Here is a 21,510-nt window from a genome sequence, read left to right as displayed (position 1 = left end):
AACAAATAAATCGAGTTAAGAATAACTTAATGTCTGTTAAGTTATTCTTAATGAATTCGATTTATTGCGTTTTGTCACTATTTTAAATGAATAAACAACTATCATCATGGGAAATCTTACCAAAATAAAAACTGGAGAATTGTATGAAGGTAAAATGCTTGAGTGTTATCATTTTTTCTATGTTAACATTTTCATCATTAGCTGCGGATAATAAAAATGATTTGGCTTCATTTCATAAAAGCATGAATGGTTGTAAAACATGCCATGCATTACCCAATAAAGTAAGCGATAGTGAGACATTTGAAAATAAACAATGTAAATCTTGCCATGGTGATTATGAGAAGTTGGCGAACCCCAAACTAGAAATTGACCCACATTCTTCCCACTTAGGTGATATTAATTGTACGTCTTGTCATAAAGGGCATGAGCAACCAAAGTTATATTGTAATGAATGTCATTCATTTAAAGGGCTCGATATGCCTTTTAATAAAGCAAAATCTAAAGAACAGTGGGATAAAGGTTGGGATAATGAAGCAATAAATAAAGCGATAGCAGCAGGTCCTAAAGAAACAACGGATGTGATTGTTGTTGGAGCCGGTAGTGCTGGGTTTAATGCTGCGATTGCGGCTAAAAAGGCCGGTGCGAACGTTATATTGCTTGATAAAGCACCATTTAGTGGTGGTAACTCTATGCTCGCTGCAGGTGGATATAATGCAGTAGGGACTGTCCAGCAAAAAGACCATAAGGTCGATGATAAAATCGAATGGTTTGTTGAAGACACTATGAAAGGTGGACGTTACGCGAATGATCCAAAGTTGGTGCAAATACTCGCTGAGCAATCTGCTGATGGTATTAAATGGCTAGAATCTTTAGGCGCCAATATGGATGATTTAAAACGCTCTGGCGGCGCTAGAGTCGATAGAACACATCGTCCATCTGGTGGGTTAAGTGTTGGTCCACATATTATTGATGTACTTAGAAAAGCATCGGATAAAGAAGGGGTTGATACAAGGCTCAACTCTAAAGTTGTAAAACTTGTCGTTGATGAAGACAAAAAAATTGTTGGTGTTGTCATCCACGGTAAACACTCTGGTCACTATATGGTTGCAGCTAAGTCGGTTGTTTTAGCCACAGGTGGTTATGGATTTAATAAAGAAATGGTTGCATTTTATCGCCCAACATTTAAAGGAATGACCAGTTCGAATAACATCACTTCTACAGGTGATGGCATTGAACTTGCCAAAGCGATTGGAGCGAGTATGACTGACATTGACTGGATACAAGCTCATCCTACTGTTGGAAAGGACAGCCGTATTTTAATCTCGGAAACGGTTAGGGGAGTAGGGGCCATTATGGTGAATAAAGATGGCAATCGTTTTATCAGCGAATTAACGACTCGCGACAAAGCATCTGATGCCATTCTAAAGCAACCTGAACAATATGCTTGGTTAGTCTTTGATAATGAGCTTTATAAAAAGGCAAAAATGGTTCAGGGGTATGACCATTTAGGCATGCTGGAAAAAGCAAATACAATTTCAGAGCTTGCAAAAATCACAGGTATGAAAGAAAGCGCGTTAGAAAATACGGCTTCAAACTACAACCGTTACTTTAAGCAAGGGAAGGATGAGGAGTTTGCCCGCGAACAAATGCCATTACCACTGGCGAAAGCTCCTTTTTATGCAGTAAAAGTGGCCCCTGGTATTCACCATACTATGGGTGGTGTTGCAATTGATACAAAGGCAGAGGTGCTGGATATTCAGAGTAAACCATTGATCGGTTTATTTGCTGCTGGCGAAGTAACGGGTGGTGTGCATGGTTATAATCGTTTAGGGGGAAATGCCGTCGCAGACACCGTTATTTTTGGTAAAATTGCAGGTGCAAATGCTGCCAAGCATGCTCTAAATACAAAGTAACGCTAAATCAGTGAGAGACTCGTTATTGTCTCTCACAACATCTCAAGTTTTATTCATCGTAAATATTAGCAATAAAATTATTGCTTAAGTTAAAGTGCTCCCCTGCTATTTTTTGAGAGGCTAATTTAGCCTCTCTTTTTTATTTGTCGGTAGAATTAGATTTGATGGATTTTGCTCACTTTTCGATGGCTTCATCTTTTTAGATAACGCGGGAATATTGGCGAATTGTACTTACTCTGTCGATGAATCGAATAATACACTGTCGGCGAGTCCAGCATCGCACGGCTTCTTAGAGAACCGATTACAGATATGAGCGTCGGAACCATAAGCCGGATACGCAGTAACGATTACTATCACTGAACCTATATTTCCAGTGTTTAAAATTATTACACATATATTGATCAGCTTTAATGCTCAATAGGATGGTGTTGTTAGACTTTCCTACAGAGCATCAAAGCGGGTGAGGCTATTTGGCTGTATTACGCCGCGCAAGCCAGGCACTCAAGCGCTCTTGTGTGCCGATGACAAAGACAAAAAACGCCGGTACGAAGAATATTGCCAGCAAGGTACCACTGAGCATGCCACCGAATACGCCAGTACCGATTGCATGTTGAGTTTCGGCGCTGGCACCGCTCGCAAGCATTAAGGGTATTACTCCGAGAGTAAATGCCAATGACGTCATCAGAATGGGACGTAGACGCAAGCGTGCAGCAGTCACTGCAGCATCTATCAGCGTATGGCCCTCGGCGTGCAATTGGCGGGCGAACTCGACGATGAGAATGGCATTTTTTGCTGATAGGCCGATGATGGTGATCATTCCCACCTTGAAGAACACATCGTTAGGCATATCACGCAACATTACAGCCGCTACCGCGCCCAGCAGCCCCAGCGGTACGACCAACATCACCGACAGTGGGATCGACCAGCTTTCGTACAATGCAGCGAGTACCAGAAATACTACCAGAGCGGACAACAACATCAGCAATGGTGCCTGTGCCGCCGATTGGCGCTCTTGCAATGATGCCCCCGTCCACGCTACCGCGAACCCTTGCGGCAATTGCGCCACTAAGCGTTCCATCTCGGTCATCGCTGCGCCGCTGGAAACGCCAGCTGCAGCACCCCCGGAAATACGCATAGCAGGGAAGCCCTGAAAGCGCATCATTTGCTGTGGCGACTCTTTCCATTCAGCCGTCACTACTTCCCGTAGAGGCACCATGCCACCACTTGAATTACGCACGCGGAGGCTGAGCACGTCGTCCAATTGCATTCGTGCCGTAGCGTCGGCCTGCAGGATGACCTGCTGCATACGTCCATTATTTGGGAAATCATTGACATACAGTGATCCCATGGCCGCCGAAAGTGTGCTGCTTACCGCGGCGAAGGACAGACCCATAGCCTCGGCTTTTGACCGATTGATATTCAGGCTAATGCTCTCACCGGGCGGCAGGCCATCTGGGTAGACATCGCTGACCACCTTGCTCTGGGCAGCTAGTGCCAGCAATTGTGCCTGTGCAGCTATCAATGCAGCCTCGCCCCGATTGGCTCTATCCTGCAGGAACAGAGTGAAACCGGAGGATGTGCCCAGCTCGTCAATGGCTGGCGGCATCATGGTCATCACTGTGCCTTCAACGTTATCAGCCATAGCTTGCTGCGCCAGTGCCGCTTCTTCGGCTGCCGTAGCACCATTACGCTGATCCCAATCTTTGAGCATAGTGAAGGCCATGGCTGCATTGGGGCCGGAGCCTGCAAAGCTAAAGCCCAGCACTACCATATTTGCACCCAGCGTTGGGCGCGATGCGACGTGCGCCTCGTAGGCTTTGACCACATCCAGCGTGCGCTCGCTGGTAGCGCCTGTGGGTAATTGGATGGAGGTCATGAAATAGCCTTGATCCTCTTCTGGTAGAAAGGACGACGGCAATTGCCCAGCAGCGAGGATCAGCACTGCGCAGAGTACGGCAAATGCCGCCATCATACGTCCACTGCGTCCAACCAATCGTGCTACGCGTGCACTATAGCCTGCGGTGAGTTGTTCAAATCCACGGTTGAAGGCGCCGAAGAAACCGCCTTTTTGATGGTGATCAGCACTAACTGGGCGCAGTAGCGTGGCGCATAGTGCTGGCGTTAGGGTCAGTGCGAGGAAGGCCGAAAACAGAATAGACACCGCCATCGACAAAGTGAATTGTTGATAGATCACTCCCACTGAGCCGCTACCGAAGGCCATGGGGATGAATACGGCGGTCAGCACTAGCGTGATACCGATCACCGCGCCGGTAATTTCCTTCATCGCCTGTGAGGTTGCCTCCCGCGGCGACAGTCCTTGGGTAGCCATCAGTCGCTCAACGTTTTCCACCACCACAATAGCATCGTCAACAATAATGCCAATGGCCAGCACCATGCCGAACATGGTCAGCGAGTTGATTGAGAAGCCTGCCAGTAACATCACCGCGAAGGTTCCGAGTAGCGCTATGGGCGCGACGATAGCTGGTATAAGTGTGTAGCGCAGGTTCTGCAGGAACAGGAACATCACCATAAATACCAGCGCCATAGCTTCAAACAGGGTATAGATTACTTTTTCGATAGACACTTTGACGAAGGGGGCGGTATCGAATGGCACTGAGTAGCTCATGCCAGCAGGCATACTCAGCGCCAGTTCGGCTAGACGTTCACGTACCGCAGAAGCTGTGCGTACAGCGTTGGCTCCTGGCGAGAGCTGGATAGCAGCACTGGTCGCCGCCACACCATTTTCACGGTTAGAAAAACCATAGGACTGAGCGCCAAGCTCGACCCGTGCCACATCAGAGAGCACCAATTTTGCGCCATCGGCACCGGCACGTAGGACGATAGCAGCGAACTCCTCGGGTGTGCTGAGTTGTCCTTGCACTGTTAAGGGAACCGTCAGTCGTTGTCCCTGTAAGACAGGTTCATCACCGAGTCGCCCTGGGGCTATTTGTGCGTTTTGCTGCTCAATAGCGATAGCAAGGTCGTTCATTGTCAGACTATAGGCGGTGAGTTTATTCGGGTCTACCCAGACGCGCATGGCTTGCTCGGCACCGAATAATTGCACGCGACCAACACCGTCGATTCGGCGCAGTTCCTCGACAATATTGCGTGCTAAATAGTCGTTTAGCGCGATTTCGTCGAATTGGCCGTTTGGAGATGTCATACCAATCATCATCAAAAAGCTTGAAGCGGCCGACTCAACCTGCAGACCGCTCTGCCGTACAACTTGAGGTAGGCGTGGTTCAACAGCCTTAATACGATTTTGCACATCAACTTGGGCCATTTCCGCATCAGTGCCTGGTTTGAAGGTGGCGGTTATTTGTGCACTGCCCGAGCTGTCCACCGATGATTCGAAGTACAGTAGGTTTTTTACCCCCGATAGTTCACGCTCGACAAGGCTTACTACAGAGTCATTAAGTGTCTGTGGCGTGGCTCCAGGATAAGCGGCATAAATGCTCACCGACACGGGTGCCACTGATGGGTAGCGGGATATGGGTAATTTGGGAATGGCGATGACGCCAATCAGTACGATAAATAAGGCTATCACCCAAGCAAATACTGGGCGGTTGATGAAAAACTGGGGCATGGCGACTTCTCCAAATTCAGCGCACGACGGCGCTAAGTTGCTGAGGAACGACAGAGGGTTGCCAAGGTCGCGCATTCACTTGTGCTGCAGGGCTTAGGCGTTCGATACCTTCAACAACTATCTGCTGACCAGCGGTTAGGCCGGATACTACGTGATAGCGACCTGCCACCAATTCATCGACCTTAACGGCCACAGGCTGCACTTTAGCTTGCTCATCAAGCACCCACACTTGGGGTTGACCAGCCTTGCGAGTCACTGCCTGCTGAGGCACGTTCAGAGTCGTAGGATAGTAAGCTTGTGGAATGCGAGCTTTTACAAAGAGACCGGGCAACAGACTATGCTGCGGGTTATCTACCAGTACGCGCAGCAGTACATCGCCAGTACCTGCATCTACCTGAATACCTGAAAATAAGATATGCCCTTGCATGCCAAGAGGCTCACCACCACTGCTTAGGATCTCAACAGCCAGCTCTGGGAGTCCTGAACTTGCCTGCTGACGCATCGCTTCGAGCATTGAGGCTGGAAGACGTACATCAACGTACACTTGGTTGATTTGTTGGATCCTCGCCATGGGTGTGGCATCGGTGGGTGAGACCAATGCACCTTCACTCACTAATGCTTCATCTATACGTCCGGAGATGGGTGCCTCGACGCTGGCAAACTGTAGGTCTAACTGACGCCGTGCCAGCGTCGCTTTGGTTTGGGCTACATCTGCGGCAGCCTGATTGCGCAGGGAAATAGCATCGTCATGCATTTGTTGGCTGACGGCCTTGGTTTGTATCAAAGAGGCTAAGCGATCGGCTTCTTGACGAGCCCGAATCCATACCGCTTCGGCACGCTGTAACGCTGCAGCAGCAATATCGACATCCGCTTTAAATGGCGCTGGATTTATTTGAAATAGCACAGTGCCAGATGTTATCTCGGCGCCCTGTTCGAATAGACGACTTTGCACTATGCCGCTAATTTGCGCGCGGATCTCAGCGCTGCGAACCGCAGAGACACGACCGGGCAGATCTTTAGTCACTAATAGTTCTTCATTTTCTAATGTCATCACTGACACTTGAACCGGAGCGGTTGTCTCTTCATCCTGTACTGCTGAATCACAACCTACCAATCCCAACACGGCAATTCCTACAAATAACACAAAGCTTAAGTGCCGCTGTTTGATGTACATAACCTACTCTCCTCAATGTACAGCGATCTCACTAATGGCGTTTTATCAAACGCTAGAGAACTAATGCTGAATTATGACGAGTCAGTATTGCGAATTATTCGAGACATTGTGGAGAATGTATGGAGGGGATGATAAAGTTTAGCAATTTTAATGTTGAGGCAATCCATGGCTAATCTCAATGAGCCCGTAAGTTCTATGACTTCGGCACTGGTGTTAATTGCAGAGGATGAAGCAGAGATTGCCGATATCCTTATCGCTTATTTGCAGCGCAGTGGGCTACGAACCCAACATGCTATCGATGGTATCCAAGCGCTAGCTATGCACCAAGCATTTAAACCCGATCTATTGCTGCTCGATGTACAGATGCCGAATCTCGATGGCTGGAATGTACTGAATGAAATTCGCTCCCGTGGTGACACGCCGGTGATCATGCTTACCGCGCTTGATCAGGATATTGATAAATTAATGGGATTACGCCTCGGTGCTGACGACTACGTGGTTAAACCATTCAATCCCGCCGAAGTGGTGGCTAGGGTGCAGGCGGTACTGCGACGCGCTCGCACTAACACACCTATAAATACCCAAATGTTGCGCGTCGGCACGTTCCAAATCGACTTAGACAGCCACGAGGCTAGCGTAATCTGTAACGGTCAGCAGCAGGCACTGGATCTGACCTTGACCGAGTTCAAATTGCTCGCTTGCTTGATGCGTACACCGAAACGTGCTTTTAGCCGCGAGGAGCTGTTAATTAATTGCTTGCCTGAGGGCGATACTCAGGAACGAACGGTAGACAGTCATATCAGTAAGTTACGTAAAAAGCTTGAAGCGCTCGATATTCAAGGAGTGCCGCTCAGTGTCTGGGGGGTTGGCTATCGCTTTGGTGGTGAAGTATGAGGCAAGCACCGGGTTTGCGCAGGCAAATAATCCAGTCCTTAGCAGTAATGACGTTAGGCATCATTTTCCTGTCAGTGTTTGGCTCCTATGTATTCTATGCCATTGCGGTGGCCTACCTGCCAGGCAGTATATCTGAAACCTGGATGCCTTCTCAGATGGAAATGCTATGGATAGTTTGCACTATCATAGCCGCGTTGGGGATGGCGCTATTTGTTGCCATTCGCCTGTCACGGCGCATTCTTACTCCTCTGAACTCTGTGGCATATAGCCTACGCGAAGTCGCCCAAGGCAAGCTTAACGCGCGTGCGCGAATGGACCAACATGCGATGGGGGAGACGGCGCAATTGGTGAGTGACTTTAATGCTATGGCCGAGCGCCTAGAGTATATGACTCGCGAGCGGGAGTTTTGGAACGCGGCAATCGCTCACGAACTTCGTACCCCAGTCACTATTCTGCGTGGTCGGTTGCAGGGGTTAGCGGAAGGTGTTTTTAGCCCCAGCAGTGAGCTCTTCGAGGGACTGTTACGGCAGGTTGAAGGCCTTAATCACCTGATCGAAGATTTACGAGTGCTGAGCCTCAATGACAGTGGACATCTAGAGTTACAGCGGGATGAGGTCTGTTTAGCCGAGGAACTTAGTGCGGTGATTGAGACTTTCGCTGCGGTGTTAGACGCTAAGGGACTCATACTGAAGCAGGAACTTGATACAAGACTTAAAGTTTACTGTGATGCTATACGAATACGGCAGGCGCTGATGGCGCTGCTGGAAAATGCACGCCAGCATGCTGATCCTGGCACTTTGACTGTACGATTTTACCGCTCGGGGGCAAGCTGTTATCTCAGCGTCGAAGATGAAGGCCCTGGTATCCCTGATGAGGCAGCAAGCTACGTATTCGAAGCATTTCGCCGAGTAGATCCGTCTCGCTCTCGAAAAAGTGGTGGCAGTGGACTCGGTCTCGCAGTGGTTAAAACAATAGCTGAAGCTCACGGCGGCCACGTGGCCTGCCAGCCATCGGGTCGTGGAGGAACAATATTCGTCCTTTCTTGGCCTGTTAAGGCAAGTTTAGAGCCCCTTTCTTAATTTGTTTGGATGTTGGAATTATCTATAGGAAAGGTGACGTCCTGAGTGATTCCTGCACGTATGGCCACCGAGCTAGAGCATTGTTTAATCGGGAAATGCAGGTATTCCCTAATGCCCATTCGTTGTTATCCGAAATTGATTACAACTAATAGGATGTTATTTTGTTTGAATTCGCTCAATTTGCTGTACTTGTCGCCTTGATATCGTATTTTCGTGTAAGTGTACATAAATTGTTGAGGTAATTAAAACGTGCAAAATCATATAATTTATGTTTAAATTTAGCAGGTTATGATTAATCGGCTTACTGTCATAGAGTACAAGGGAGTGGAGGTTCGAATACTTTCATACCGACCAAATTATATGCATTCGCCATTTATTATTTAAGTGATTATTGAGTAGGACATTTACCTATGCGCGCGTTTGTTTTACGAGCAAGATCTGCACCTACTGACAGTCAGTTGTTTTTGGCTTCTGTCGGCCAAGAGGCGCACACCGAGATTTTGGCTCATACCCTGATGAACACTATCTTTGTGGCTCAGTCTCATCGAAACGATGTTGTCGTTTATCTAGTGTTAGAAAGTACCCATGATTTTTCCCGCACTATTTGCTTTGATACTCGAAATATTTGCCATATTGGCGGTTTTCACGAACAAGCTTTGCTGACGAAAATTGCCAAGGCCTTAGATATTTCTCGGGGCATGACGAAAGAGCAAACTCGCGTTGTGGATGAGGGCATTACTGTGAGCACCATCAGTTTTGAAAAGCTGGTGCAGGACCTCGCGGTCGATTATCAATTATTTATGATGGATAAGAAGGGCACTTCTATCCGTGAGCAGGAGTTTGTGGGCAATCCGTGCTTTTTGCTGACCGATCACATTCCTATGCCGAAGAAAAGTTTTAATACTTTGAAACGACTCGGCGCGCAAAAGATCAGCCTTGGGCCAAAGATGTTGTTTGCTTCCCAGTGCGTAGTACTGATCCATAATGAATTGGATATCAATCAGTAGCCAGTAGCCGCTGAGCCCTATCTATATCTTGCCCTTTAAAAACGCGATCGCTTTTTGGGCTCTGCGTGACAAGGGCCATTCCGCGCGGTGGATAAGCCAAATGGTGTCTACAACTTGGCTGCCACATTCAACAACATAGATATCTTGTTGTCGTTCAAAGGCTTTGCGGGCGTATTGCGGGATGACTGTAAATCCGAGCCCTTTTGCGACAGGTTCGAGGATCAGGCTGATTTGGTTGGTAAATCCCCTACAGGGAATGTCTTGAATACCGGGATGACTTGGATATTTACGGCTAAGCAGCCGAGTTGCCATGGCCTCGCCATCGGGATGGGAGATAAACCCTAGCCGTTGTAAATCAACCCATTCATTTTGTTTGTGGCACGCAGGTACGACGAGTTCAAGCGGCTCTTCGGTGAAATGCGTGCTGTGAATGCGAGGATCGGAAGGTTTTAAGGTCACCATGCCGATTTCATGTTCATTGGCTAATACCGAGGCGACTATTTCACTGTCAGGGGCAAAACGGTGGCGAATGTTTAACGCCGGAAACGCCTGTTGTAGTTCGATTAATAGCGGAAAGAGTGTTAAACCAATGCTCCCCGGAGTGATAAGGCTAATGTCGCCGACCTCAGCATCATCATGGATCAGTTTCTGCTGTAAGCGTTTTTGCGCGCATTCGACGTCTTTAACGTAGGTCAGCAGGTTTTCGCCAATCGGAGTGATTTCAAGTTGACGGGGGCGGCGTAAAAACAGTGTGCCGTATTCTTCTTCTAAGCGACTGATATGTTGGCTCACTGCCGCTTGGGTGATACCTATGGCTTCGGCGGTTCGGGTGAAGTTACCTTTCTCGACCAGAACCGCAAAGGTGTGTAACCACTGTGGATTTATCATAAGCAAACTTTATCAACTCTATAATCTGTGCGTGCTTTTAATTATGGCATGATAAGGCTAGTCTGTCGTCATTCAGTATTCCATTCCTTTTTGATTCTATTTGACACAGGAAACACCTATGGCCGATCTATTTTCATCCTTCAAACTTAAAGACATTACCCTCAAAAATCGTATTGCCGTTGCGCCCATGTGCCAATATCAAGCCACGGACGGACTCATCAACGACTGGCATCAGGTGCATTACACTAGCCTTGCCCGTGGCGGAGCGGGTCTTGTTGTGGTTGAAGCCACTGCGGTTTCTCCTGAAGGACGTATTACCCCAAAATGCCTCGGACTGTGGAATGACGAGCAAGCCCAAGGCCTCGCTAAGGTAGCCTGCGCGATTAAAAATGCCGGCGCAGTGGCGGGGATTCAAATTGGTCATGCGGGCCGTAAAGCGAGCGCCAATATTCCGTGGGAAGGCGATGATCATATTCCCAATGGTGAAGGACAAGGCTGGCAACCGATTGCGCCGTCTGCCGTTGCTTTCGGTGCAAACTTACCTAAAGTTCCAACGGCTATGACGATTGAAGACATTGAGCGCGTTAAAGCAGACTTTGTGGCGGCGGCAAAACGGGCTTTAGCGGCAGGATTTGAATGGTTAGAGCTGCATTTCGCCCACGGTTATTTAGCCCAGAGTTTCTTCTCAACCTATGCCAATGAACGCACCGACCAATATGGTGGCAGTGCAGAAGGGCGGGGACGCTTTTTGCTCGAAACGGTTGCAGCGGTAAGAGACGTTTGGCCACAGCATTTACCCTTAACGGCGCGATTTGGTGTGATTGAATTTGACCATAAAGATGAAGAAACGTTAACTGAATCAATCGCCTTGGTGAAGCAATTTAAACAAGCTGGGCTCGATATGTTAAACGTCAGCATTTGCTTCTCTACGCCGACGGCAAATATTCCATGGAGCCCGGCATTCTTAGCACCTGTTGCTGCGCGGGTTCGCCAAGAAGAGGGTTTCCCTGTTGCGACGTCGTGGGGCATGGATAATCCACTGCACGCCAATGCGGCTATTGAAGATGAACAAATGGATTTAGTGATGATAGGTAAAGCCTTTTTGGCGAATCCACATTGGCCATATCAAGCGGCACAAACCTTAAAGATAGCGCGCCCATCATGGGTATTACCCGCATCTTACGCCCATTGGTTAGAGCGTTATTCCACGGTTAAAGCCGATTGATTTTGAGCTGACGTGATTGCGAGCTGACATTATTCTGAACTGGCATAATTGCGAGTTAACTTGAGAGTGAGCTGACTTTTATCGTTTATGCATGATAGATAACAGGCTTGATTGTGTACAAGGTAAAGCAGGCCTCAAGATTCAGCCTAAGTCTTAAAAGCCGTTATCCATGGATAGCGGCTTTTTGCTTTGTGAATACACCATATTTAGGTTGAAGGCACCGCGCGGCTGTAGCTTATATCAGACCCAGACTCAGACTCAGATACTGTACTCTGATATTAATCTCTTATAGTGAGCTTTGAGCTGGGATTAGTGCGGTATTGAGAACTAGACTCTGACTTTTAGGCACTCATCCTGCCGTGTAGGGAATAAAAAAGCCCCAATCCGCAGGGAGTGGGGCTTCTTCAAGCAGAGGATGAAGATTAGTGATTATAGAAACGTCGACCTTCGCGCATCACTTCAATCAACTCAGGCGCACTCATTTTCTTATTGAGCCTATGTTCATAGTTTTCATCGTAAATACGGTATTTGCCGTGGCGGTCAATCACTGTCACTTCCGCTTCTTGATAGATTGCAAAAATACGGCTATCACCTATGTAGATCCACGTTTCTTTACTCGGTTGCAATAAGCTGCGGCCAGCACTGTAATCTGTGGTGTTATTGGTGCAGCCGAGCACGTGGGTCATCAAAGTCGGCGCTATGCCGTAATGGCTGGTGCGGTATTTGACCTTAGACGCGCCCGTATTAGGCCAGTGGATCACTAAGGGCACTTTGACACTCTGTGGTGACAGGTTGCGATTCGCTTCGTCACTGTTACTGGTGAACATCTTGCCATTTACCCCAGTGATAATCACTAAAGTGTCGTTGGGCACATTGGCCAGCATTGCCTTAAGTTGTTGATCGACAAAATACAGTGATTGGCGATATTGATTAAACAGTACCTTTTGCGCTGGCATAAGGTCGGGATTGGCTTTCACGGTTTCAATGCCAAGGAAACCCACAGGAGTATCGAAATTTTCCGGCGCTTTTAAATTAACGAGCGCAAACCAAGGTTTATTTTGGATGCTGTGCCACTCGTTAAAACTGGCCACTGTGTGCAAGTCGGCATCGGCGCTGCCATTGGTTTCTTTAGCTATCACAGGATTGAAGTCATTAAACATTGCCTGTGACGAACGCAAATTAAGATTGGTTTCTGGCAGGAACAATCCCAGTTCATAACCCGCTTGCTGGAAGCTTCGGGTCATTAGCGGACTGGTGCTATTAAAAATTCGCGCATCGCCATAACTGCCTTGCAGGCCGTAGAGTAGCGAAAACATGCCGGTTCTAAATTGATTGCCGCCGCTGAAATGCTGGGTAAAAGACTGGTTACTTTCAGTGTATTGCTGCAAGAATGGCATGCTTTTGCCATCGACCATATCGGCACGCAAACTATCGATGGTGATCATCAACACATTGATTTTAGTGTCAGCTTGGCAGGTCAGTGGTTGCTCTGGATAATTGAGTACACTGGTATTGTGATTGACATCGTCACCTTGTGACGAGCCATCAATACCGTGACTTTCCATAAAGGAGCGCGCTGTCGCAGGGTATGATAAAGGATAAGTATCATCGAAACGGGTAATTTCAGTGATATCGGCGGCATCGGCCCAAATGTGGATCAAGTGGCTACTGACAAAACAGATACCCACTAAGGTGATGACTTTATTGCCTAAATTCAGTTTTTGGATTTTCTCTATTCGCTTCCACAAAAAGTTCGCTGCCGTAAGCTCAATAGCAATAATGGCGAGTGGCGTGACGATATAGGAAGTGCCATGGAGCAGGGCATTGAGATCCGCCCAGGCCAAATCGAAGGCGAAGGGGCTCAAGTGCATGCCGTAATCGGCGTAAACAATCGTATCGTACAATAAGATACAGAGACTTAGGGTCGCGATCACCGCCGCGACGCCTCTTAATATCTTCGAATATGGCAATATCAAGGTCAGTGGGAACAGACAGATCAAATAGGCGATAAAGGCGAGAAAGCTAAACTGACCAATAGTGCTGACGCTTAGATAAACCCAGCCATACCAAGTTTCTGGATAACCCACGCTGCCAAGATATCGGCTGCCGACTATCATGGCTAATATGCCATTGAAGAAGGCGAACCAATGTCCCCAGTTGATGAGCCGGGAAACCCGATCGCGGCTCATTTGCTTTTTTCGCTCGACCATAGTGATCCGCTTATTCCTAAAAGACCTTGTATCTTATATTCTTTTGACGATTATTACCCAGTTAACTTACTGGGATTTAACCGATTGTGCGAGTGCTTTTGCAAATTGTTCGGCCACGGCTTGGCGCGATTCGCTTGGCACTTTACGTTCTAGCAGGTTTGTCACGCAGTTACCCAATGCCATCAGGCTCAGGTCTGTCGGTGCTTTATGCTTTTCTAACACAGCCAATATTTCGGCGATTAATGATTCAACTTGGGTGTTTGAGTATTTCGATTGGATTGCCATAATCAAAAAATGTTTCACTTTGGAATGGATTAGCGGCATATAATAGCGGATTTATCCCAGTATCACTATCAGGGCTTATGAGTATTAACATCGAACACGCAATTATTCACGAGATTTCTCAGGACAGTCAGGGGCAATTACGCTGCCGTTTGCGTCCTCAACCTCTGCTGAACGGTCAGGCGGTCGAGATGATGCTCGATGAGCTGCATCAGACTTATACGGGAAAGGCCGGTAAAGGTTTTGGCTATTTTGGTATCCATGGTGACGACGGTGAGGCGAATCCCGCCTTTGCCAATGCGCTAACTCAATACCGTGGCGGCGATTTAGGGTTTGTGGAATTTTCCGGTCAAGCCAGTAAATTACTGCAAGAAGAATTGTCGAAATACGACTTCAGTCAAGGCGGTTTCCTGTTGATGTCTTGCTATACCAGCATCACCAGCGATTATTTGTTTGTGGCTTTATTAAGTGCTAAGTCGTCGATGACAGTATTAGACGATATGGAACTGTCGCAAAATAATCATTTGGATTTAAACAATATCCAACTGGCGGCGCGTATCGATTTAACCGAGTGGCAAGCTGATAAAGACTCGCGTAAATACATTTCCTTTATCCGTGGCCGCGCGGGACGTAAAGTGGCCGACTTTTTCCTCGACTTTATGGGCTGCGTCGAAGGCGTTAACACTAAGGCGCAAAACAAAACCTTAATGAATGCGGTTGAAGATTTTGTTGCCAGCAGTGAGCTGACGAAAGACGAGCGCCAGCAGTGCCGTAATAAAGTGTTTGAATATTGCAGTGAGCGCTTCGATGAAGGCGCTGACATCGAGATCAAAGACTTGGCCGATGAGTTAGCCGATCAAGGTATGGATTCTTTCTACGATTTTGCCCGTGGCGGCAGTTATGATCTCGATGAAGAGTTTCCGGCCGATAAATCAACCCTGCGCCAATTGAAGAAGTTTTCAGGTACTGGCGGCGGCGTAACGTTAAGTTTTGATGGCGGCCACTTAGGCCAACGGGTGATTTACGATCCCATTTCGGACACGATTTTAATCAAAGGCGTGCCAGCTAACTTGAAAGATCAGCTCGACCGTCGTCTTAAAGGCGAATAGCACTTAATTAATCCATCGTTTTTTAAGCGAACGAATAACCCAAGGCCGAGAGTTTTTACTCTCGGCCTTTTGCTAACCTAATCACCAAATCACTAAGTGTCGCGCTGACTCAGTTTCTAAGTGAGAACTTCTTAGTCAGTGACTCGTTGCCTATGTTAATTATTGGAGCTAAATGGCACTGGACGTGGCGTATCTTTATTCGATGGTGGCAAAATCGGCAGCGTGATTTGTGGCTGTTCGCCTGTTAAGGCTTCAAGGAAGGCGACCATTTCTTTCACTTCTTGGTCAGAGAGTTTTTGCCCCAATTGAATGTCTGCCATGGTATTCACCGCTTCTTCTAAGGTCCAGACGCTGCCATCATGGAAGTAGGGATAGGTGAGCTCAATATTGCGTAGTGTAGGCACTTTAAACACATATTTATCAGCTTCTTTACCTGTGACCCCCTTACGACCTTCTGCTGGGTTATTGGTGTGGAACGGTTTGATGAGTCCCATTTTCATATACATGGTTCCACCAACTGCGGGGCCGTTATGGCAACTCACGCAACCTTTATCCTTGAAGAGTTGGTAACCCGCTTTGGCATTCGCGCTGATGGCATCTTGCTTGCCCAGAAGAAATTGATCGAAGGGGCTATTAGGGGTGACTAAGGTTTTTTCAAAGGTGGCAATCGCATCGGTTAAACGGTCAATTGTGACTTTTTCATCGCCATAGACCTTGGCGAAGTGCGCTCGGTAGGCGGGCATAGAGGCGATAGTTTCAGTTGCGAGCTCATGGGTAAAGCCCATCTCTTTCGGGTTGGCGATAGGGCCCGCGGCTTGTTCTTTCAAATCACTGGCACGACCGTCCCAAAATTGAGCCAGCATAAAGTCGGCATTAAGCACTGTGGGTGAGTTAATTGGGCCTTCCTGCCAATGATGACCAATAGACGTTGGCAGAGCATCGACACCACCAGTGGATAAATTATGGCAAGAGTTACAAGAGATAAAGCCCGATTTGGATAGCCTTGGTTCGAAGAATAGCATTTTACCTAATTCAACTTTTTCAGGCTCAGTGATCTTGGCTGCTGTAATGACTTCGATGGGTTCAGCACTGATGGCATGGGCACTGGCGAAAATACCCGCAATGAAAATAGCAATAGACGTGAGTTTGGTCATCTTGTTTTCCCTGTATAACCTTAATTAAATTGTGGCTTACAAGGGGATGGTAGTGGTTAATGTTAATAATTGATAACACCTTGTTTCGATTGGGTCTATCGCTGTTGCGGATTAAGCTTTTGCGATCTCATTCGCTGTTTTGACTGTGTTATTTTGCTAGGTTGAATCCTGTTTCGGTTAGGGTTTTATCTGTTAATCGGCAAGGTCGATGCATAGTGACTTTTTTGTCTATCAATATCTGATGATTACCCTATTTTCTCGATTAATATCTCGCATGATTAAGGTAGTGATAAACCCAAACAAGCAAAATCCTGGACGCGGGCGTGTTAAGGCGTGGGATATTGGCAGCGTTAGCGTTGAAATGGCGGACTCATTTTTGGGCAAATGCACTTTTTGTTAGAGTTAATGCAATACTTGGCTTGAGTACCTGATACAAAAATAGAGACTCAACCCAATACAAATTTGCGGCAGAGCTGATTCATTTGTCGCGACAAGCGGCGGAATTGATTAGAATCTCCATTCATGTTGAGTTTACTCGTTTTGGGTACTCAAGTTAGCACGCTCGGCCATCGCTAAGTGGTGCTTTCAAATTAAGTAGGTGGACTGTTTTTCTGCCGAGGAGCGTTAATGCAACTGTTTGTCAAAGATTTAACTGTGATCGATTTTTCCTATTTGTGCCCAAAGCGCGGCATGGTGGGAGAGAGTTGGATTGTCGATGTTCTGCTTGAGGGCGGATTAGACGAGCAAAACATGGTGCTCGATTTTGCTAAGGTGAAACGCACCATCAAGCAGACCATAGATGCGGTGGCCGATCATCGTTTACTCGTGCCTACGGCCTGCAGCAGTGTGCGTTGGCAGCAACAGGGCGATAGAGTGTGGATGGATTTTGATAGCCAGTTAGGTGAAATCCATTTGGCCTGTCCTTCCCAAGCCTTTGCCTTAGTGCCGACCGAACAAATTGATATTCCAAGCGTGAATGCTTTTTTACAGAAAGCGTTACGCGAAGCCTTACCTAAGAATGTCGAAGGGATCACTCTCACCTTGAGACATGAAATCCTCGATACGCCTTATTATCATTACAGCCATGGTTTACGTAAACATGATGGTAATTGCCAGCGTATCGCCCATGGACATCGTAGCCCAATTCATGTGTTTGAGAATGGCAGCCCAGCACCAAAGTGGGATGAGTATTGGGCCAAGCGCTGGCACGATATTTATTTAGGCAGTGAAGAGGATTTGGTTTCTGTTGACACCCTGAATTTATCGTCGCAAACGCGGATCACCGACGACAGCCATTATGGTTTCCATTACCAAGCGCCCCAAGGGGATTTCCAATTGGCGATGCCAAAGGAAGGCTGTGATTTAATTCCCCACGACACGACGGTTGAGTTGTTAGCCGACTATATTGCCACGACACTCGTCGCTAAAGTGCCCGGAAGTCAGTTTAAAGTGGTGGCATTTGAAGGTGTGGGTAAAGGCGCTATTGTGTCTAAGGGATAAGCGCTAAGTTTGGGTAAATAGAGTCGAGTAAATATAAATTACTTGCTGAAAGAGCCTCGGCAGATTGTCGGGGCTTTTTTGTGTCTTCATAACCTTAGATAAAGCGCGATTGCTATTGTATGCAATACAGCATTAGCTATTTACGCCGCTGTAGATCGATTTTTATGGCGGGTTAGGTTAACGTGGCACACATGTTTAATTGGTCAGTGTTTAGCGATTCAGAGTTGGTGATGAGTCAGTGATGTGCTGGTGATGCGTTAGTGTCGTGCAGAACGCATTCATTTGGCCTTGTCCCAAGTTGACCATCGATAAGATTTTTTGTGAAGATGTTTAGGGCTATGATGTTCGAGGCTAAGATGCCCGATAATAGAATATTAGGAACTCAGATTTTGGAAACTATTGGTTTGGGAAACGTTTTGAGAACAAATATGATGTTGGGTAGTCGTTTAACGGCATGGTTAACCTTGGGCTTAGTGCTTATGGCGCCTCATGTGCAAGCAGCGGTAAGTTTGCAAGGCAAGCTAGAGCAAGGCGCATTAATGCGTGGTCAAGCGCCAGCGGGCACTCAGATTAGCTTAAATGGTGAAGCCATCAAGGTTACGCCCGACGGTCATTTTGCCTTTGGTTTTGATCGCGATGGCGAACTGAGCCAGCAATTAACCTTGGTTTATCCCGATGGTTTGACTGAGGTTAAGCCTTTAACTTTGGCCAAGCGTGAGTACGATATTCAAAGTGTCAAGGGCATTAGTTCTAAGATCATGAAGCCCGATCCCGTCGCGCATGAAAGAGCGGCGAAAGACACGGCGCAGGTCAAAGCGGCACGGGCAACATTTAGCGAGCAAACGGCCTTTTTACAGGAGTTTATTTGGCCGCTGACGGGGCGTATTTCCGGTGTTTACGGCAGCCAACGTATTTATAATGACGTACCCGGTAATCCACACTTTGGTGTGGATGTGGCGGCAAAAACGGGCACTGTAGTGGTGGCGCCGGCTGATGGTGTGATAAGTCTGTCTGTGCCCGACATGTTTTATTCGGGTGGGACTATGGTGATCGATCATGGTTACGGCGTGAGTTCGAGCTTTTTGCACTTGAGTAAGCTGTACGTCAATGCGGGTGAAGTGGTTAAGCAAGGTCAAGCCGTGGCAGAGGTGGGCGCAACAGGTCGTGCGAATGGACCGCACTTAGATTGGCGAGTGAACTGGTATCAAATGCGCCTCGATCCCACGACCATAGTGCCGCCCATGGCAACTGTGCTGGCGAATGAGAAAGCTAACAAAGTGGCTAAAAAGGGCTAGATACGATATACAGTTCTTACACACTAAAATGGCGCAATGATGCGCCATTTTTTATGATTCTTATCGTTAGCACTCAGTGAGTTGGATTTTTCTAGACTCGTTTGAACTGTCCGTTTACAGATAATGAGTTTCAACCGATTAGCTTAAAAAGATTACTTCAATAATGGATGATCGGCGGGTAGCTGGCGGGTGATCCACAAAATCAGTTTGTGTTTCATGTTTGGCCCATCTTCTTTATCTTTGGCCAGTGGCTGGATTAAGTTGTCGGTGACCAATAAACGGTAAATACATTCCACTTTGTCTTTGGGCGAGATGCCCTTGTCGAAGTCCGCATATCCGCGTTTTTTGGCATAGCCCACGCCGATTTCCATGGCGAACTTCAATATTTGCGCTTCGTTCTTGTGTGGCTTCATTGGCGATCCTCTGTTTGCACATCTAATCCATCAAGTGGACTCGATAATGTGTGCCTGATGGCATCTGCGAGTTATACATCCTAAGTTACGCTAAATATGCTGTTTTCTAGATTTAATTTTGGCAATTTTTGACAAAACCACCAAAAAACGGGCCTAAAAATAATCTGAACACTGAGTCTGATTAAATAGTCATCAGCTCAGGTCATCACTTAGGCATTATCTTCGATTTTGACTTAGTTTTTGACTTAGTTTTTGACTTAGTTTTTGACTTAGTTTTTAATTCAGATTTTAATTCAGGTATTCGCTAAGGCGAGTGCGGCAAGTGCCAATAGAAATGTAAGCTCAGTGTTCTCTTCTTTCAGATTTTAAGCCCGCCTAAAATATTCCCGCTACGTTTGCTCGCTGGCGATCACCGCTTTTATGCCATGGGGATGCACTTTAATGCACACATCATCGCGTTTAAAGGCGATAGTCGGATTGGCTAAACGCTCTTTATCCCCTTTGGGCGAGCTCATCTTAATTTTTATCCCAGCAAGGGATGCTATGCCTTGTGAGTTCAAGCCTAGTGAGCTTGACGGAACAGGCTCAGCAGCCTGTTCTGATGGTAGCAAAGCGCTGAGTTTGGGACACAGGGCGAGCAAATCTTGACTCAGGGTATCGCACTCTGTCGCTTTTGAATCAATGACTAGCTCTATGTGTTCCCAGCCTTCCTGCGGATAGACTTTGTCGCTGGGGTAGGGAAGTTCAACACAGGCAATGCTAAATTGACCGAGCGTGAGTGGGGTATCCAGTTCGATGATCAGAATCGTACGGCCATTGATGATGTTGTCTGAAATGATCTTACCGACGCAGCTAAAGGCATCGCGCAGGGCATCGGCACTGGCGATGGAATTGACACGCAGCGCGACATGATCGCAAACCAGTGCTTTATCCGCTAAGTCTAAGGTTTCAAGCAAGGCTAAAATTTGTGCTTCGAAGGCGGGCCAGCTTTGGGTTAATTGCTCATAGCTGATGATTGTGCTCTGCGGCGTGGCAGCTTCATTGGATGATGACATATAGGCTCCAAGGCATGTGTATTGCCGTTAGTTTTTATCCCTTACACAAAATCACGGGGATAATACAGCTAACGATATGATGTAAATGGCTAAATAAAAACGCCCATAAGCTGGGCGTGTTTGATGTTGTGACATTATCTATTCGGCGTGTTGCCATGGCTAAGTCGGCTAAGGTTACGGCCAAATTTCAATTGGCGTTCCTTCATCGACCACTTTCCACACTTCATCCATTTCGGCGTTGGTTATCGCGATACAACCGTCGGTCCAGTTGTATTGCTGGGCTTGTTCTGGCGGCAACGGCGACTTAGGGTTCTGACCGTGGATCATGATCATGCCTCCGGGTCTAATGCCTAAGGCTTTGGCTCTGAGTTTATCTTCTTCATTGGGATAGGAAATATGGATCGATTTATAATAGGCACTGTCGGGCTTTTTATAATCTAGGGTATAACGTCCCTGTGGTGTGCGTTGATCGCCTTCCTTTAATTTGTGTCCTGCGGGTAAGTCACCCATGGCAATGCGATATTGTTTGAGTATTTTGCCATCGCGCAATAAAGCCATACTGGATTCGGATTTTGTGATCACCACAAGATCCACTTTACCCATGCCTGAGGCATGTAATCCGGGTGAAACGAGTGCCGCGATAGTCACTGTGAGGGTGGTCAATGTGGAAAGTAGGGTGGCGCGCATGAATTCCTCGAAAATTAACACTAGTTGTTGGCTTTTTTC

Annotated in this window: 17 protein-coding genes; 8 read left to right on the top strand and 9 right to left on the bottom strand. The window is 47.2% G+C overall.

Translation table 11 applies throughout. The features are described 5' to 3' along the window. Nucleotides 1–143: 143 nt before the first annotated feature. Nucleotides 144–1,913, top strand: a complete 1,770-nt coding sequence (locus MO387_RS08260; RefSeq protein WP_107947936.1) for a flavocytochrome c — start codon at nucleotides 144–146, stop codon at nucleotides 1,911–1,913. Nucleotides 1,914–2,379: 466 nt separating this feature from the next. Here MO387_RS08260 and MO387_RS08255 read toward each other — a convergent pair whose 3' ends face one another. Beyond that, nucleotides 2,380–5,499: a multidrug efflux RND transporter permease subunit gene (locus tag MO387_RS08255; protein WP_107947934.1), complete on the bottom strand. Its 3,120-nt coding sequence runs from the start codon at nucleotides 5,497–5,499 to the stop codon at nucleotides 2,380–2,382. Nucleotides 5,500–5,515: 16 nt separating this feature from the next. Continuing rightward, nucleotides 5,516–6,673, bottom strand: a complete 1,158-nt coding sequence (locus tag MO387_RS08250) for an efflux RND transporter periplasmic adaptor subunit (protein ID WP_107947931.1) — start codon at nucleotides 6,671–6,673, stop codon at nucleotides 5,516–5,518. A gap of 165 nt (nucleotides 6,674–6,838) precedes the next feature. On the opposite strand from MO387_RS08250, the gene MO387_RS08245 reads away from it, so the two are divergent. The 3 genes from MO387_RS08245 (at nucleotide 6,839) to trmY (ending at nucleotide 9,653) form a co-directional block, all read left to right on the top strand. Then, nucleotides 6,839–7,567 (top strand): response regulator, encoded by a 729-nt coding sequence (locus MO387_RS08245; RefSeq protein WP_107947929.1) that lies wholly within the window; start codon nucleotides 6,839–6,841, stop codon nucleotides 7,565–7,567. Beyond that, nucleotides 7,564–8,646, top strand: a complete 1,083-nt coding sequence (locus MO387_RS08240) for an ATP-binding protein (RefSeq protein ID WP_107947927.1) — start codon at nucleotides 7,564–7,566, stop codon at nucleotides 8,644–8,646. Before MO387_RS08245 ends, MO387_RS08240 begins: the two co-directional genes overlap by 4 nt. 410 nt (nucleotides 8,647–9,056) lie before the next feature. Continuing rightward, nucleotides 9,057–9,653 (top strand): tRNA (pseudouridine(54)-N(1))-methyltransferase TrmY, encoded by a 597-nt coding sequence (trmY, locus tag MO387_RS08235; RefSeq protein ID WP_006086220.1) that lies wholly within the window; start codon nucleotides 9,057–9,059, stop codon nucleotides 9,651–9,653. Nucleotides 9,654–9,674: 21 nt separating this feature from the next. Here the strand turns inward: trmY and MO387_RS08230 are convergent, their stop codons facing one another. Beyond that, the gene (locus tag MO387_RS08230) at nucleotides 9,675–10,541 is read right to left on the bottom strand and encodes a LysR family transcriptional regulator (RefSeq protein WP_107947925.1); all 867 of its coding nucleotides are present in this window, start codon (nucleotides 10,539–10,541) and stop codon (nucleotides 9,675–9,677) included. A 118-nt stretch (nucleotides 10,542–10,659) separates the two neighbouring features. On the opposite strand from MO387_RS08230, the gene MO387_RS08225 reads away from it, so the two are divergent. Further along, the gene (locus MO387_RS08225) at nucleotides 10,660–11,766 is read left to right on the top strand and encodes an NADH:flavin oxidoreductase/NADH oxidase (protein ID WP_107947924.1); all 1,107 of its coding nucleotides are present in this window, start codon (nucleotides 10,660–10,662) and stop codon (nucleotides 11,764–11,766) included. Between the two features lie 422 nt (nucleotides 11,767–12,188). On the opposite strand, the gene MO387_RS08220 is transcribed toward MO387_RS08225, so the two are convergent. Further along, the gene (locus tag MO387_RS08220) at nucleotides 12,189–13,976 is read right to left on the bottom strand and encodes a DUF3413 domain-containing protein (protein ID WP_107947921.1); all 1,788 of its coding nucleotides are present in this window, start codon (nucleotides 13,974–13,976) and stop codon (nucleotides 12,189–12,191) included. A 66-nt stretch (nucleotides 13,977–14,042) separates the two neighbouring features. After that, on the bottom strand, nucleotides 14,043–14,261 hold the full coding sequence (locus MO387_RS08215) for a YejL family protein (protein ID WP_011847036.1): 219 nt from the start codon (nucleotides 14,259–14,261) through the stop codon (nucleotides 14,043–14,045). A gap of 77 nt (nucleotides 14,262–14,338) precedes the next feature. On the opposite strand from MO387_RS08215, the gene yejK reads away from it, so the two are divergent. Then, entirely contained in the window at nucleotides 14,339–15,367 is a 1,029-nt protein-coding gene (gene yejK, locus MO387_RS08210; RefSeq protein WP_107947919.1) for a nucleoid-associated protein YejK, read from the top strand. A 155-nt stretch (nucleotides 15,368–15,522) separates the two neighbouring features. On the opposite strand, the gene MO387_RS08205 is transcribed toward yejK, so the two are convergent. Continuing rightward, nucleotides 15,523–16,521 (bottom strand): cytochrome-c peroxidase, encoded by a 999-nt coding sequence (locus tag MO387_RS08205; RefSeq protein WP_107947917.1) that lies wholly within the window; start codon nucleotides 16,519–16,521, stop codon nucleotides 15,523–15,525. Nucleotides 16,522–17,148: 627 nt separating this feature from the next. Between MO387_RS08205 and MO387_RS08200 the strand changes: the two genes are divergently transcribed. Together MO387_RS08200 and MO387_RS08195 are read left to right on the top strand one after the other, a co-directional pair. Then, complete coding sequence (locus MO387_RS08200) at nucleotides 17,149–18,021, top strand: 6-carboxytetrahydropterin synthase (RefSeq protein WP_006081995.1); 873 nt, start codon at nucleotides 17,149–17,151, stop codon at nucleotides 18,019–18,021. A gap of 431 nt (nucleotides 18,022–18,452) precedes the next feature. Beyond that, a complete protein-coding gene (locus MO387_RS08195; protein ID WP_107950235.1) occupies nucleotides 18,453–19,316 on the top strand; it encodes a M23 family metallopeptidase in 864 nt (287 codons plus the stop codon). A 152-nt stretch (nucleotides 19,317–19,468) separates the two neighbouring features. Here the strand turns inward: MO387_RS08195 and MO387_RS08190 are convergent, their stop codons facing one another. From MO387_RS08190 to MO387_RS08180, 3 genes are all read right to left on the bottom strand, one after another. Beyond that, complete coding sequence (locus MO387_RS08190; RefSeq protein ID WP_006081993.1) at nucleotides 19,469–19,729, bottom strand: DUF5062 family protein; 261 nt, start codon at nucleotides 19,727–19,729, stop codon at nucleotides 19,469–19,471. A gap of 389 nt (nucleotides 19,730–20,118) precedes the next feature. Beyond that, nucleotides 20,119–20,784: a VOC family protein gene (locus MO387_RS08185; protein WP_107947915.1), complete on the bottom strand. Its 666-nt coding sequence runs from the start codon at nucleotides 20,782–20,784 to the stop codon at nucleotides 20,119–20,121. Between the two features lie 174 nt (nucleotides 20,785–20,958). Further along, nucleotides 20,959–21,471: a L,D-transpeptidase family protein gene (locus MO387_RS08180; RefSeq protein WP_106651838.1), complete on the bottom strand. Its 513-nt coding sequence runs from the start codon at nucleotides 21,469–21,471 to the stop codon at nucleotides 20,959–20,961. Between the last annotated feature and the right edge of the window lie 39 nt (nucleotides 21,472–21,510).

The organism is Shewanella sp. N2AIL (assembly GCF_022690845.1).
In the GTDB taxonomy this organism is placed as follows: Bacteria; Pseudomonadota; Gammaproteobacteria; order Enterobacterales; family Shewanellaceae; genus Shewanella; species Shewanella baltica.
The sequence above is the reverse complement of the archived record's forward strand: the minus strand, read 5'-3'. Positions and strand labels throughout refer to the sequence as shown.